At 64.8% G+C, this 13408-nt stretch carries 8 protein-coding genes; 2 read left to right on the forward strand and 6 right to left on the reverse strand.

Annotation, left to right across the window (positions count from 1 at the left end):
- Nucleotides 1-34 precede the first annotated feature (34 nt).
- Entirely contained in the window at nt 35-3484 is a 3450-nt protein-coding gene (locus ABIB95_RS38155; protein ID WP_354247568.1) for an indolepyruvate ferredoxin oxidoreductase family protein, read from the reverse strand.
- A 152-nt stretch (nt 3485-3636) separates the two neighbouring features.
- On the opposite strand from ABIB95_RS38155, the gene ABIB95_RS38160 reads away from it, so the two are divergent.
- On the forward strand, nt 3637-4092 hold the full coding sequence (locus ABIB95_RS38160; RefSeq protein WP_247315615.1) for an Lrp/AsnC family transcriptional regulator: 456 nt from the start codon (nt 3637-3639) through the stop codon (nt 4090-4092).
- A gap of 123 nt (nt 4093-4215) precedes the next feature.
- Here ABIB95_RS38160 and ABIB95_RS38165 read toward each other — a convergent pair whose 3' ends face one another.
- From ABIB95_RS38165 to ABIB95_RS38175, 3 genes are read right to left on the reverse strand one after another with little or no spacing between them, the layout of a single operon-like run.
- Entirely contained in the window at nt 4216-5001 is a 786-nt protein-coding gene (locus ABIB95_RS38165; protein WP_354247571.1) for a fumarylacetoacetate hydrolase family protein, read from the reverse strand.
- A 15-nt stretch (nt 5002-5016) separates the two neighbouring features.
- Nucleotides 5017-6384, reverse strand: coding sequence for an LLM class flavin-dependent oxidoreductase (locus ABIB95_RS38170; RefSeq protein ID WP_354247574.1), 1368 nt, complete (start codon nt 6382-6384; stop codon nt 5017-5019).
- Nucleotides 6385-6403: 19 nt separating this feature from the next.
- Nucleotides 6404-7456 carry an Ldh family oxidoreductase gene (locus tag ABIB95_RS38175; RefSeq protein WP_354247577.1) on the reverse strand — a complete coding sequence of 351 codons (1053 nt, stop codon included), beginning with the start codon at nt 7454-7456 and terminating at the stop codon, nt 6404-6406.
- A 295-nt stretch (nt 7457-7751) separates the two neighbouring features.
- Here ABIB95_RS38175 and ABIB95_RS38180 point away from each other — a divergent pair, with 295 nt between their 5' ends.
- Entirely contained in the window at nt 7752-11867 is a 4116-nt protein-coding gene (locus ABIB95_RS38180) for a bifunctional diguanylate cyclase/phosphodiesterase (protein ID WP_354247580.1), read from the forward strand.
- Here the strand turns inward: ABIB95_RS38180 and ABIB95_RS38185 are convergent.
- Entirely contained in the window at nt 11841-12182 is a 342-nt protein-coding gene (locus ABIB95_RS38185; protein WP_063985656.1) for a hypothetical protein, read from the reverse strand. The genes ABIB95_RS38180 and ABIB95_RS38185 overlap by 27 nt on opposite strands.
- Nucleotides 12183-12405: 223 nt before the next feature.
- A complete protein-coding gene (galE, locus tag ABIB95_RS38190; RefSeq protein ID WP_354247583.1) occupies nt 12406-13398 on the reverse strand; it encodes a UDP-glucose 4-epimerase GalE in 993 nt (330 codons plus the stop codon).
- Nucleotides 13399-13408: the final 10 nt, after the last annotated feature.

Here is a 13408-nt window from a genome sequence, read left to right on the forward strand (position 1 = left end):
AAAGTCCGGAGGCTGAGGCCTCACTGGTGCTGCGTCAACCGTGGGCGTGCATCTTTTGCGTTACCGACGTCGTCAAATTCGTGAGCAGCCGCTCGACCTCGGGCTTCACCTTGGCGATCGCGGTGTCCTTCACTGGTCCGTAGCCGCGGATCTCCATCGGCGCTTTTGCGACGGCGACGAGGTTGGGTAGGTGCGCTGCGTCGAGCTGGCCGAGCATGCGTTCGATCAGGCCTTCATACCAGGCGATCAATTCCCGTTCAGTGCGCCGCTCATCCGTGTAGCCGAACGGATCGAACGGCGTTCCGCGCAATCCCTTCAACCGCGCCAGCATCGCGAGCGGCATCTGGATCCACTGGCCGAAAGCGCGCTTGCGCGGACGGCCGCGTGCGTCAGGTTTTGACGGCAGGAACGGTGGCGCAAGGTGATATTGGACGCGAAAACCATCCTCGAACTCGCGCTTCAGCTCGCCGAGGAAGCCGCTCTGCATGTGCAGACGCGCCACCTCGTACTCGTCCTTGTAGGCCATCAGCTTGAACAGGGAGCGCGCGACCGCCTCGGTCAGCACCTCACTGCTCAGAGCGGCTTCGGCGCTGCGGACCTTTGCGATGATCGCCCGATAGCGTATCGCATAGGCGGCGTCCTGATAGGCGGTGAGGAAATCGGCGCGCCGGGCGATGAGCTGGTCGAGCGTCTCGGCTTCGGGCGCCTCGTCCGACTTCGGCAAAAACTCCGGATCGGCCGCGGCGATCCGGCCCCAAGCAAGGGCCTGCTTGTTGCGTTCGACCGCGACGCCGTTGAGCTCGATCGCGCGCAGCAGCGCTTGCAGCGAGACCGGCACAAGCCCGCGCTGCCAGGCAAAGCCGAGCATGATGATGTTGGCATAGACGGCATCGCCGAGCAGCCGCTCGGCGAGCGCGTTGGCGTTGATGGTGTCGAGATTGTCGTTGCCAATGACTTGTCGGATCGCGCGAAGACGGGCAGGCGAGGCGAGATCGGCGTCGCGGAAGCGGACGACGTCGCCGGTCGGCATCTCCGCGGTGTTGACCGCGCCGCGCATGCCGCGGCGATAGGTGCCGGACGCCTTAGGTGAGGAGCTGACGACGAGGTCGCACCCGATCAGCGCGTCGGCCGCGCCCTGGTCGATGCGGACCTGGTGCAGCGCGTCCGGACTTGACGCAAGGCGGATGAAGCTCAGCACGGGACCAAATTTCTGTGCAAAGCCCGTGAAATCCAGCACGGAGACGCCACGCCGCTCCAGATGCGCGGCCATGCCGATCAGCGCGCCGACCGTGATCACGCCGGTGCCGCCGACGCCGGTCACGAGCAAATCGTAGGGACGGTCGAGCGTGGCGGGAGCAGGCAGGGGAAGCGTAGCCGCGCGACCGACTACGTCGATCTCGCTCGCACTCTTCTTCCGGCGCGTCGCGCCTTCGACGGTGACAAAGCTCGGGCAGAAGCCGTTGAGGCAGGAAAAATCCTTGTTGCAGGACGAGAGGTTGATCTGGCGCTTGCGACCGAACGGCGTCTCCCTTGGCTCGACACTGAGGCAGTTGGACTCGACCGAGCAGTCGCCGCAGCCTTCGCAGACGAGATCGTTGATATAGGCAAAGCGCTTTGGGTCGGCCATCTGTCCGCGTTTGCGCCGGCGACGCTTCTCGGTGGCGCAGGTCTGCTGATAGATCAGGACGGAGACGCCGGAAATGTCTCGCAGCTCGCGCTGCACGGCGTCCATCTCCTCGCGCGGATGGATGGTCACGCCGATCGGCAGGTCTGCCGGCAAGAACTGCGCGGGATCGTCCGACACCAGCGCGATGCGCCCGACGCCTTCGGCGCGAACGCTGTGGGCGATGGCGTGCACGCTGATGGGACCGTCGACTGGCTGGCCGCCGGTCATCGCCACCGCATCGTTGAACAGGATCTTGTAGGTGATGTTGGCCCTGGCGGCGATCGCCTGCCGGATCGCCATCGAGCCGGAGTGGTAGTAGGTGCCTTCGCCGAGGTTCTGGAACACGTGCTTGTGGCCGGTGAAGCGTGACGACGCCGCCCAGTTGACGCCTTCGCCGCCCATCTGGATCAGCGAGGAGGTCTCGCGGTCCATCCAACTCGCCATGAAATGGCAGCCGATGCCGGCCAGTGCCTTGGAGCCTTCCGGCACCTTCGTCGACGTGTTGTGCGGACATCCGGAGCAGAAATACGGCGTGCGCGTCGCACCGCTGACGTTGATCGTGCGCGCGGCCTCGGGCATCAAGCCGGCCGCGCGTGCGGCGAGATTGAGGCCTGGGAACATCGGATCGAGCCGGCGTGCGAGCACGCCAGCAAGCGCACGCGGCGACAATTCGCCGATCCATGAGATCAGCCGCGCCCCTCGCTCGTCGTGCTTGCCGACCATGCGCTCGGGCTTTGAGCCTGGATAGTCGTAAAAATATTCCTTGAACTGGCTCTCGATGATGCCGCGCTTTTCCTCGACCACGAGGATCTCGCGCTTGCCCTTCACGAAGTCCATCGCGTCATGCAGCGCCAGCGGCCAGACCATGCCGACCTTGTAGACGTCGATCCCGATGTTGCGGCAGGCCGCTTCATCGAGGCCCATCAGCCGCAGGGCCTCCATCAGGTCGAGATGCGCCTTGCCCGTCGTGACAATGCCGTAAGTGGCATTGGGAATATCGTAGATGTGGCGATCGATCGGATTGGCTTTTGCAAAGGCGTAAACCGCGTGCTTCTTCGCCTCCAGCCGCTCCTCGATCTGGGGGCCCGGCAGGTCGGGCCAGCGATAGTGCAGTCCGCCCGGCGGCGGCGTGAAGTCAGGCGTCTGGAAGGCGCGCGGCGGGCGCAGCGCGACGGATGCACCTGACTCGACAATCTCCGAGATCGCCTTGAAGCCGACCCACATGCCGGAAAAGCGGCTCAGCGCGTAGCCATATTCGCCGAATTCGAGATATTCGCTGACGCTTGCGGGGTGCAGCGTCGGCATGAACCAGCTCATGAAGGCGACATCGGACTGGTGCGGCATCGAGGAGGACACGCAGCCATGGTCGTCGCCGGCGACGACCAGCACGCCGCCACGCGGCGAGGAGCCGTAGGCGTTGCCGTGCTTGAGGGCATCGCCGGAGCGATCGACGCCTGGGCCCTTGCCGTACCAAAGTCCGAACACGCCATCGACTTCGCGATCTGCCTGCGTTTCGACCTGCTGCGAGCCGAGCACCGCGGTTGCCGCGAGGTCCTCGTTCACCGCAGGGAGAAATTCGATGCGATCCCGCTTGAGCCGCTCCTGGATGCGCCAGAGCTCGAGATCGACGCCGCCGAGCGGCGAGCCGCGATAGCCGGAGATGAAGCCGGCGGTGTTCAGCCCGGCGGCGCGGTCGCGCCGCGCCTGGTCGAGCGCAATGCGGACGATGGCCTGCGTGCCCGTGAGGAAGACGCGGCCCTCCTCGCGGTCGTAGCGGTCTGAGAGCTCGTAGCTGTCGAGTGATGGAACGGCGTCCATGGCGGACCTCGTGCGGCATCCTGCCTGATGACGGAAGGGTATGCCGGGCAGGCTGGTAGGTCTTGCCTATTCGCCCTGTCTTGATCGATAATTCGGTAAAATTTTGCAGAGGATGGCAGAATTCGGTAGAAGTTACCGAATCGGGGGCTTCCATGATTGAAGAGCAGGACGCGCGGATTCTCGCCCATCTCCAGACGGACGGCCGCGCCACCAACCAGCAGCTCGCCGACGAGGTCGGCATGTCCACCTCGGCGTGCTGGCGCCGGGTGCGTGCGCTGGAGGAGGCCGGCGTCATCCAGGGCTATGCCGCGCTGATCGCGCGCGAGCAGGCGGGCTTTGCGATGTCGGCCATCCTGCATGTCTCGCTGGAGCGGCACGATGCCAAATTCGTCGACGAGTTCGTCGCGCGGGTGACCACGCGGCGCGAAGTGCTGGAGTGTTTCGCCACCACGGGCGACGCTGACTATCATTTGCGCGTCGTCGTGCAGGACATGGTGGCCTACAACAGATTCCTCGACGAGTTCATGTTCCGCATTCCCGGCATCCGCTACGTCCGCAGCAATGTGGTGCTGAAGGAGATCAAGACGAGTGTGGCGCTGCCGTTTTGATTGCGCGGGAAGTACCGCGGTGCCGTAGGGTGGGCAAAGGCGCGCTTGCGCCGTGCCCACCATCTCGCCTCCATTACGAATGCGGTGGGCACGCTTCGCTTTGCCCACCCTACGGCACCTCTACTACCGCTGCTCCCGCACAAACCTGTTCCGCAACGTCCCCACGCCGGTGATGTCGATCTCCACCACGTCGCCGTGCCCGATGTCAGGCGAGGCGCCGTCCGTGCCCATCCAGATCACGTCGCCGGGCCACAGCGTGAAGTACTTCGTCAGTTCGACCAGGAACGGCACCACGCCGAAGATCATGTCGTTGGTGTAGAAGCGGTTGGTCTCCCTGCCGTTGACCCGGACGACGGTTTCCATTTTCGCCAGATTGGCCTCGGTTTCGATCCACGGGCCCATCGGCTTGAACGTGTCGGCGTTCTTCGAGCGCCACAGGCTGCGGTCGGCCTTCTGCCAGCTGCGTTCGCTGACGTCGTTGCCGATGGTATAGCCGAACACGCAATCCATCGCATTCTGCCTGGTGAGATGCTTCACCTTCTTGCCGATCACGACGACGAGCTCGCCTTCATAGTGGATCTTGTCCGTCGCAAAGGACGGGATCACGACGTCCTCGTCATGCGCGATCAGCGCGTTCTGGGCGCGGTAGCCGATCTCGGGTCTATCAGGGACGGCCGGCACCTCGCCGCGCTTGTCGGCGGCTTCCTTCAGGTGCTTCAGATAATTCAAGCCGACGCAATAGAAGGTGCGCGGGATCAGCGGCAGCTCGATCCGAACCTGCGCCAGCGGATGCGTGCGCGAGGTGCGCTGCCATTCGCCAAAGGGATCGCCGTCGACCGCGATCACCTGGTCGCCCTCGACAATTCCCCAGGAGGTCTTGTCCGAGACAGTGAATTTCAGCCAGCGCATGCTCTGTCCTCGTTGTTATTCCGCGGCATCGCGCGGCAGCACCTTCCAGGCGCCGGCCGTGGGCCGCTTCAGCCCGAGATTTTCGCGGAGTGTCTTGCCCCGATACTCCTTCTGGAACAAGCCGCGCCGTTGCAGCTCCGGCACGACGTGTTGCACGAAGTCCGCATAGGAGCCGGGCACATAGGTCGCGGCGATGACAAAGCCGTCGCAGCCACGCTCGACGAACATCTCTTCCAGCCTGTCCGCGATCTCCTTGGGACCGCCGACCATGGCGTCGTGGACCTGGCCGCGGCCGGAGAAGGTGACGAAGTCGCGCGCGCTCGGATTGCTCTTGCCGGAATTCTTCAGCACGCCGTCGCGGAGGCCCAGAATGCCCTGCATGCTCTTCAGATCGTCCGTCGTCAACGGCTCGTCGAGGTCTTTGGAGGCGAAATCGTAATTGAGCGCTTCGGCAAGCAGCGACAGCGCGTCGATCTCGAGCGGCAGCTTGTTGATCAGCGCCATCTTGTCCTCAGCCTCGGCCTTGGTCGCGGCGCAGACCGGCGTCGTCAAATTGCAAAGGCGCATCTGATCGGGATCGCGGCCAGCCTTGGCTGCCTCGTTTCGAACGGCGGCGTAACCTTCCTTGGCACCAGCGAGATTGCGCGCGGCCGTGAAGATCACCTCGCCCCAATGGCCGGCAAAGCGCTGGCCGCGGCCGGATGCGCCGGCCTGGATGATGACGGGATGGCCCTGGTCCGAGCGCGGTACCGTGAAGGGACCACGGGACTTGAAGGCCGCCCCCTTGTGATCGAGCCGCTTCACCTTGGCCGGATCGGCAAAACGGCCGCTCTTCTTGTCCATGATGAGCGCGCCGTCTTCCCAGGTGTCCCAATGCCCGAGCACGACCTCCATGAATTCGTCGGCGCGGTCGTAGCGCGAATCATGTTCGGGATGGGAATCGCGGCCCATGTTGAGCGCTTCGCCGTCATTGAGCGAGGTCACGACGTTCCAGCCCGCGCGCCCGCCGGACATCAAATCGAGGGTTGCGAAGCGGCGCGCGACGTCGAACGGTTCGTAATAGGTCGTCGAGCAAGTGGCGCCGAGGCCGAGCTTGTCGGTGACCATGCCCATCGTGGTCAGCACGATCAGCGGATCCATCTTCACGCAGCGGATGCCGTATTCGACGGTGTGGGCATGATCGTTGCCGTAACGATCGGGCATCGCCAGCCGATCGTCGAAGAACGCCATGTGGAATTTGCCGGCTTCGAGGATCTTGGCGATCGCTTGATAATAGTCCGCCGACATCGAATCGTCGCGCGAGTCCGGATGCCGCCACGAGCTCGGCAAATTCGTGCAGTTCTGCGCCTGGAGGAAGCCGACCAGTACCATCTGCCGCGTCATACTGTTCTCCCAAATTCCGTCAGGCCAGATCGAGGACGGTATCGAGCCGGTACTCGCGCGCCAGCGCGCGCAGCTTTTCCCAGGTCGCATCCTCGATCTCGATGCCGTCGCGCAAGCGTTGCTGCTCGCGCAACCCCTCGATCTCGCCGGGATAGTACACGCCCTTGCTCCCTTCGGAGGGTGGCGTCGATTTCAGATAGCGCGCGAATTCGGCGACCTCGCGCTTGAAATCCTTCAGCGGACGGAACGCGGCGACGTTGAACACGGCCATGAAGCAGCCGTCATTGTGACGTCCGGTCGGTTCGACGCCGAAGCCGAGACCGGTCAGCAGGCCGCACAGCACCTCGACCATCGCGGCGAGGCCGCTGCCCTTGTAGCCCTCGGTGCCGCCGAGCGGCAGCAGCGCGCCGCCCTTGCGATATTGCGTGGGGTCGGTGGTGTGCCGTCCCTCGGCATCGATGATCCACCCCGTCGGAATCTCCTCGCCGCGGGCGACCGCGAGCTGGATCTTGCCGGCCGCAACCGCCGAGGTCGCCATGTCCAGATAGAACGGCGCATCGAGATCGGACGGCACCGCGATCGAGATCGGGTTGGTGCCGAGCCGCGCTTCCTTGCCGCCGAACGGCGCCACATGCTTCGGTGAGCGGCCGGAATCCGCTGTCGCAATCCCGATCATGCCTTCGCGCATCGCCATCAGAGGATAGGCGGCGAGGCGGCCGACATGGCTTTGCCGGAACACGGTGCAGGCGGCGACGTTCACCGTCTTCGCCTTCTCGATCGTCAGCGCCATCGCCTTGGCGTTGACGTGGAAGCCGAACCCCCACTGGCCGTCGATCACCGTCGTGGTCGGCGATTCCTGGACGATGGTCCATTTGGCGCCGGGCACGATGTGGCCAGCCTTGATGCGGTCGATGTAGGTCGGAACCGCGATCACGCCGTGGGAGTCGTGACCTGCGAGGTTGGCGTTGACGCAGCCCGTGGCCACCGCGTCGGCCTCGTCGTCGGAAGCTCCGGCGGCACGGAGCAGCGCGGCGCTGATGAGCGTGAGGCGGTCGGTCTTGACGACGGGCATGGCGTTCCCTCGGCATTGTGCCCTTAACGGGCTGCTTGTTGGGAGCCATCGTCTCAAAGCGTGGGAGCGATATCAATCTCCCGTAAACCAATACAGGGCTGCAAAATCGTAAAGAGAGCGCGCCTTTCGTCGAAGAATCCTCCCGTGCGGCGGCATTCCCGACAGTTTGGCGCCGGCCGTTCGCAGCTCGTTCACTTTGATCGAGGGTTTGCAGCGCGCAATAACGACCACTTAGGCCGTCGCCGTTCATAAAGCACCCGGGAGAATTAGGCAGAAATGCCCGGGAGCTGAGACCGTGCAGACGACCCTCGCGCGCACCTTTGCAGCGTTGAGTGCCATCAACGAAGCGATCCTCTACGCGAAATCGCCGGACGAGCTGTACCAGAAGGTCTGCGACGCCGGGTTTTCGAGCGGAGACTTTTTGGCCGTTGCCGTGTTTCTGGTGGGGCCGGATGGCCGGCGGCTGTGCTTTGCGGCCGGTTGCGGCGATGACGTTGCGCGGCTGCGTTCGCTCGAGATCACGACCGACTCCGGCACGCCCGAGGGAGCGGGTGTCGGCGGCGAAGCCTTTCGCAATCAGAAGCTGAGCATCAGCAACGACTACCTGAATGATCCTCGCTCGCTGGCGTGGCGCGAGGGCGCAGCCAAGGCCCACATCGGCGCGGCGGCTGCGCTGCCGTTGCTCTGCAGCGGTAAGAGCGTCGGAGTGCTGTATGTGACCCGCAGGGAAGCCGGCTCGCTGAACGAGCAGATGGTGTCGCTGTTCGAGCGCATGTCGGCCAATATCTCCTATGCGCTGGACAATTTCGCGCGCGAGACCGCGCGGCAGACCAGCGAGCTCGCGACGCGGCGGCTGAACCGCATGTTTGGCGCGCTCAGCGCGACCAACGAAGCCATCCTGCGTGCGAAGACCGAACGGGAATTGTATCAGCTCGTGTGCGACGCCTCGGTGCACGGCGGCAAGTCGCTGGCGACCTTCGTTCTCCTGAAGGAGCAGGACTCGCATTGGTTGAAGCCTGTCGCCGGCACCGGCGAGAATCTGGAGATCGTGGCCCGGACCCACTACTCCGTCGACCCAGAGAATCCCTATGGCCGCGGCATTTCCGGCGAGGTGTTTCGAACGCAGAAGCCCCAAGTCGAACGCGATCTCGCGCGTCGCACCAGGGGAACGCCGTGGGAGCAGGCCAATCTCAACACGGGTGTTGCCGCCTGCATCGCGGCTCCCCTGATCCGGAACGGCCAGAGCATCGGCGTCATCCTGTCCTTCCTCAGCCAGTCCTGGGCGAAGGACGAGGGGGTCGTCGCACTCATGCTGCGCATCGCCGAGAATGTCTGCTTCGCGATCGACAATTTCGACCGTGAAGCCGAGAAGGCACGGATCGCCGAGGAGGAAGACCGCCTGGCGCGCATGTACGCGGCGCTGAGCGCGACCAATGAGGCGATCCTGCGCGCACGCTCGCGGGCCGAGCTGTTCGACCTCGTTTGCGAAGCGACGGCGAAAGGCGCCAAGTTCACCTCGGCCAACATCGCGCTCGTCGATCACGATGCCGAGCTGCTTCGCGTCGTTGCTTGCTACGGGCCGAACGCGGATATGGTCCGAAATTTCAAATTCTCCACGTCCGACCAGGTGCCTGAAGGCCGAGGGCTGACGGGAACCGCTTTCCGCACGCGCCAGCCTTGCATCAGCAATGATGTGCAGTCCGACGACCGGATCGCGCCCTGGGCGGCCAACGCTCGTCGGAACGGCATCGGATCCTCCGCGGCGCTGCCGTTGTTCAATGGTGACAGGGTCGAAGGCGTCTTCCTCTTCAACTCGCCGGAACGCGGCACGTTCACGCCAGAATTCGTCGAGCTGCTGCAACGGCTCCAGGCCAATGTCGCCTTCGCGCTCGAGAACTTCGATCGCGCCGACGAGAAGGCGAAGGCCGAGATGCAGCGCAACCGTCTTCGGGGCATGTTGGAGGCGCTGAGCGCGACCAACGAAGCGATCATGCGCGTGAAATCCCGCGCCGAGTTGTTCGAAGCCGTGTGCGAGGCCGCCGTGCTCGGCGGAACGTTCTCATCTGCCACCATCGCCTTGGTCGATCCGACGGCGCGCTATCTCGATATCGTCGTCACCAAGGGCGAGTGTCGCAGTCACGTCGAGAACTGGCGTTTCGCGACGTCCGCCGATGAGCCCGAAGGACGGGGGCTCGCCGGCACCGCATTTCGCACCAAGGCACCCTGCGTCGCGAACGAGCTCCTCACGGACGTTCGTGCGACGCACTGGCGTCGAATCGCGCGGGATCAAGGGACGAAATCCGGCGGCTGCTTCCCGCTGCTGAAGAACGGCACCGATGCCGTCGGCGTCCTTCTGTTCCTTTCGCCGGACGAAGGCACCTTCACGCCTGACCTCATCCAGTTGCTGGGGCGGCTCGCGGAGAACGTCTCTTTTGCGCTCGACAATTTCGCCCGGGCCGAGGAGCGGTCACGGGCCGAGGCGCAGAAGGAGCGCCTGACGCGCATGTTCGCCGCGCTGAGCGCCACCAATGAGGCGATCGTGCGGGCCAAGTCGCGCGCCGAGCTGTTCGAGCTGGTGTGTCAGGCCGCGTCCACCGGCGGCAAGTTTACCTCGACGACCATTGCGCTCGCCAAGGCCGACAGCGACCAGCTCGCGATCGTCGCGGCCGCAGGGCCGTCCGCCGAGACCACGAGGAACGTTCGTCTCTCCATCGACGCCGACCGGCCCGAGGGGCGCGGCATGAGCGGCACCGCGTTCCGCACCCGGCAGCCCTGTGTCAGCAACGACTATGTCAACGACAGCCGTGTGAGCGCCTTCCACGCCGTCCTGCAAGGCGACGGCGCGCGCTCCGGCGCGGCGTTCCCGCTGATCACGCACGATCAGCCCGTCGGCGTCATGATCTACATGTCGACCGAGCAGGAGACTTTCACGGCCGAGTTCGTTGAGCTGTTGCAGCGCCTCGCCGACAACGTCTCCTTCGCGATGGAGAATTTCGATCGCGCCGACGAGAAGAATGAGGCCGACGAGCGGATCGAATACCTCGCCTCGCATGACAGCCTGACCGACCTGCCGAACCGCGAGACCTTCAACGGACTGTTGCGGGAGGCGATCGACGAAGCTCAGCGCCACGATCACCGTTTCGCGGTGTTGTTCATCGATCTCGACCGCTTCAAGGTCATCAACGATTCGCTCGGCCATGAGGCTGGCGATCTGCTCCTGCTCGAAGTGGGGAGCCGGCTGCGCGGCGCGCTGCGGGAAACGGACGTGGTCGCACGCCTCGGCGGCGACGAGTTCGTGGTGATCCTCGACCAGTGCGGTGAGATCGACGATGTCCAGCGCATCGCGACCGGGCTGCTCGTGGCGCTCGCCGAGCCCATGGAGCTGGCCGGCCACGAGTGCCACACCACGGCCTCGATCGGCATCGCGATGTATCCGGCCAACGGCTCCGACGTTCAGACGCTGACCAAGAACGCCGACATGGCGATGTATCTCGCCAAGGAAGACGGCAAGAACGGCTACCGCTTCTTCTCCAAGGAGGTGAAGACGCAGTCGATCGAGCGGCTGTCGCTCGAGAGCGCGTTGCGCCGGGCGCTGGAGCGCGAGCAGTTCTCGCTGAACTACCAGCCCAAGGTGGACATGGAGACCGGCCAGATCACCGGCGTGGAAGCGCTGCTGCGCTGGACGCACCCGGATCTCGGCAGCATCTCGCCGGCGCAGTTCATTCCGCTTGCGGAAGAGACCGGGCTGATCGTGCCGATCGGCCGCTGGGTGGTGAAGGAGGCTTGCGCGCAGGCCATGGCCTGGCAGCGTCGTGGCCTGTTGCCGGTGTCGATGGCGGTCAACCTGTCGCCGCGGCAGTTTGTCGACGAACATCTGTTGCAGGACGTCGACGAGGCGCTGGCGGCCTCCGGCATGTCGCCGGTGCTGCTCCAGCTCGAGGTCACCGAGAGCATGATGATGCGCAATGTCGGTCGCGCGCTGAAGGTGCTCGACGCCATCCAGAGCCGCGGCATCCGCCTCGCCATCGACGATTTCGGCACCGGCTATTCGTCGATGTCGCTGATGAAGCATTTTCCGATCGACACCATCAAGATCGACCGCTCCTTCGTGCGCGACCTGCCGCAGGATTCGGAGGACCAGGCGATCGCGCAGGCGATCATCAGCATGGGCAAGGCGCTCGGCATGACCGTGGTCGCCGAAGGTGTCGAGAACGCCGAGCAGGAGGCGTTCCTGCGCGCCCATGGCTGCGACGAGATGCAGGGCTTCCTCATCTCCAAGCCGGTGCCGGCGCGGCAGATGGCCGAGCTGCTGCGGCCGATCGAGCTGCCTGTCGCGCCGCCGCTCCAGCCGGAGTCTGACCTCGCTGCGACCGAAGCCGCGGCGTTACGGCTGAAACGCGCTGTCATCTGACGGCTGCGGGTGCAGCTCGCGGACGTTGTCTTGCTTGATGTCCGCTTTGCGCGGAAAATCATCCGGCCAGGGCTGCGAGGTTTGCTCGGCGAACAGCTCAAGGAGGGCATGCGCACCTTCGGCAAAGCTCGAGCCGTCGCCGAGGCCCAGCTCACAACACCACACCTGTCGCATCGGCTCGTGCGCGTCGACCACCGCCATCGCCGGTCCCCACCACCAGGCCGGGGCGGGCGAGCGTTCGTCCTCCGGCACGGCGTGCCATAGGACGAGCTCGTCCATCACGCGCTCGAATTGCAGGCTTGCGGCCTGATGCATTCGCTCCGTGCTCCCTGGGCCGCGCCTGAAAGCAGGCCGATGCCCGGACTCGATCGTGGCCTTCGCTGTGAAGAACAGGCTCGCGCTATTGGCGGAGCCTCACATGCCGCTTCCATTGGCGGCCATAAGAGCAACATGCGGCGGTCGGGACATGCGCCGCCGCCGGCTGTGATCATCTCTTTAGCCGCTCGGGGGCCCGACCGGCAAGCCGTAATACGGGTGTCTAGCGCGTCCTGAGCGGATGCGCTGTCTGGTGCCAGGCCCAGGCAGTCCGGATCACCGTCTTTAGATCGGAATGGCGCGGCACGAAGTTCAGCACGTTTCGCGCGGCGGAGGCATCGGCGACCAGATAAGTGGGATCGCCGGCGCGACGCGGCTTCATGGTGTGCGGCACCTCGCGCCCGGTCTCCTGCCTGATGGCGTTCAGGATCTCACGGACCGAAAAGCCGGAGCCGGTGCCCAGATTGAAGCTGCCGCCGGCATGTCCCGTTTCCAGGAGCTTCAGTGCAGCGACATGCGCCGCAGCGAGGTCGGTGACGTGGATGTAGTCGCGGATCGCGGTGCCGTCGGGCGTGTCGTAATCGTCGCCGAACACGGCGAAGTCGACATGGCCCTGGAGCGCCATCATGGCGCGCGGAATGAGATGCGTTTCGTTGTCACGCAATTCGCCGATGCCGCCGGCCGGGTCGGCGCCGCTGGCGTTGAAATAGCGCAGGCAGAACGCGCCGAAGCCATAGGCTGCGCGATAATCGGCGAGCATGCGCTCGATCATCCATTTCGACGCGCCGTAGGGATTGATCGGTGCGCAGGGGAAGTCCTCCGGCAGCTCCTTGGAATCGGCGTTACCGTAGACGGCGCCGGTCGAGGAGAACACGATGCGCTGGCAGCCTGCGTTGCGCATCGCCTGCAGCAGCGACAGCGTGCCCTGGACGTTGTTGATGTAGTATTTCTGCGGGTCGGTCATGGACTCGCCGACGAGGCTTGCCGCCGCGAAATGCATCACCGCCGTGACCTTGTGGTCGGCGAAGGCGCGCGCCAGCGCGGTGCCGTCGAGCAGGTCGCCCGTCACCAGCGGACCCGCGACGAAGCTGCGATGACCTGTCGAGAGATTGTCATAAACGACGGGCTGATAGCCGGCGGCAGACAGTGCGCGGCAGGCATGCGAGCCAATATAGCCCGCGCCCCCGGTGACGAGGACGGTCGGTCGGTCGGTCATGTCGTCTTCT

Origin of the sequence: Bradyrhizobium sp. LA2.1, from assembly GCF_040547725.1 — a bacterium.
GTDB lineage: Bacteria > Pseudomonadota > Alphaproteobacteria > Rhizobiales > Xanthobacteraceae > Bradyrhizobium > Bradyrhizobium barranii.

Coding starts and splice junctions, on each gene's coding strand:
- ABIB95_RS38170 (WP_354247574.1), bottom strand. CDS start 6,384: ATGACGCGGCAGATGGTACTGGTCGGCTTCCTCCAGGCGCAGAACTGC.
- ABIB95_RS38185 (WP_063985656.1), bottom strand. CDS start 12,182: ATGCATCAGGCCGCAAGCCTGCAATTCGAGCGCGTGATGGACGAGCTC.
- ABIB95_RS38175 (WP_354247577.1), bottom strand. CDS start 7,456: ATGCCCGTCGTCAAGACCGACCGCCTCACGCTCATCAGCGCCGCGCTG.
- ABIB95_RS38155 (WP_354247568.1), bottom strand. CDS start 3,484: ATGGACGCCGTTCCATCACTCGACAGCTACGAGCTCTCAGACCGCTAC.
- ABIB95_RS38160 (WP_247315615.1), top strand. CDS start 3,637: ATGATTGAAGAGCAGGACGCGCGGATTCTCGCCCATCTCCAGACGGAC.
- galE (WP_354247583.1), bottom strand. CDS start 13,398: ATGACCGACCGACCGACCGTCCTCGTCACCGGGGGCGCGGGCTATATT.
- ABIB95_RS38165 (WP_354247571.1), bottom strand. CDS start 5,001: ATGCGCTGGCTGAAATTCACTGTCTCGGACAAGACCTCCTGGGGAATT.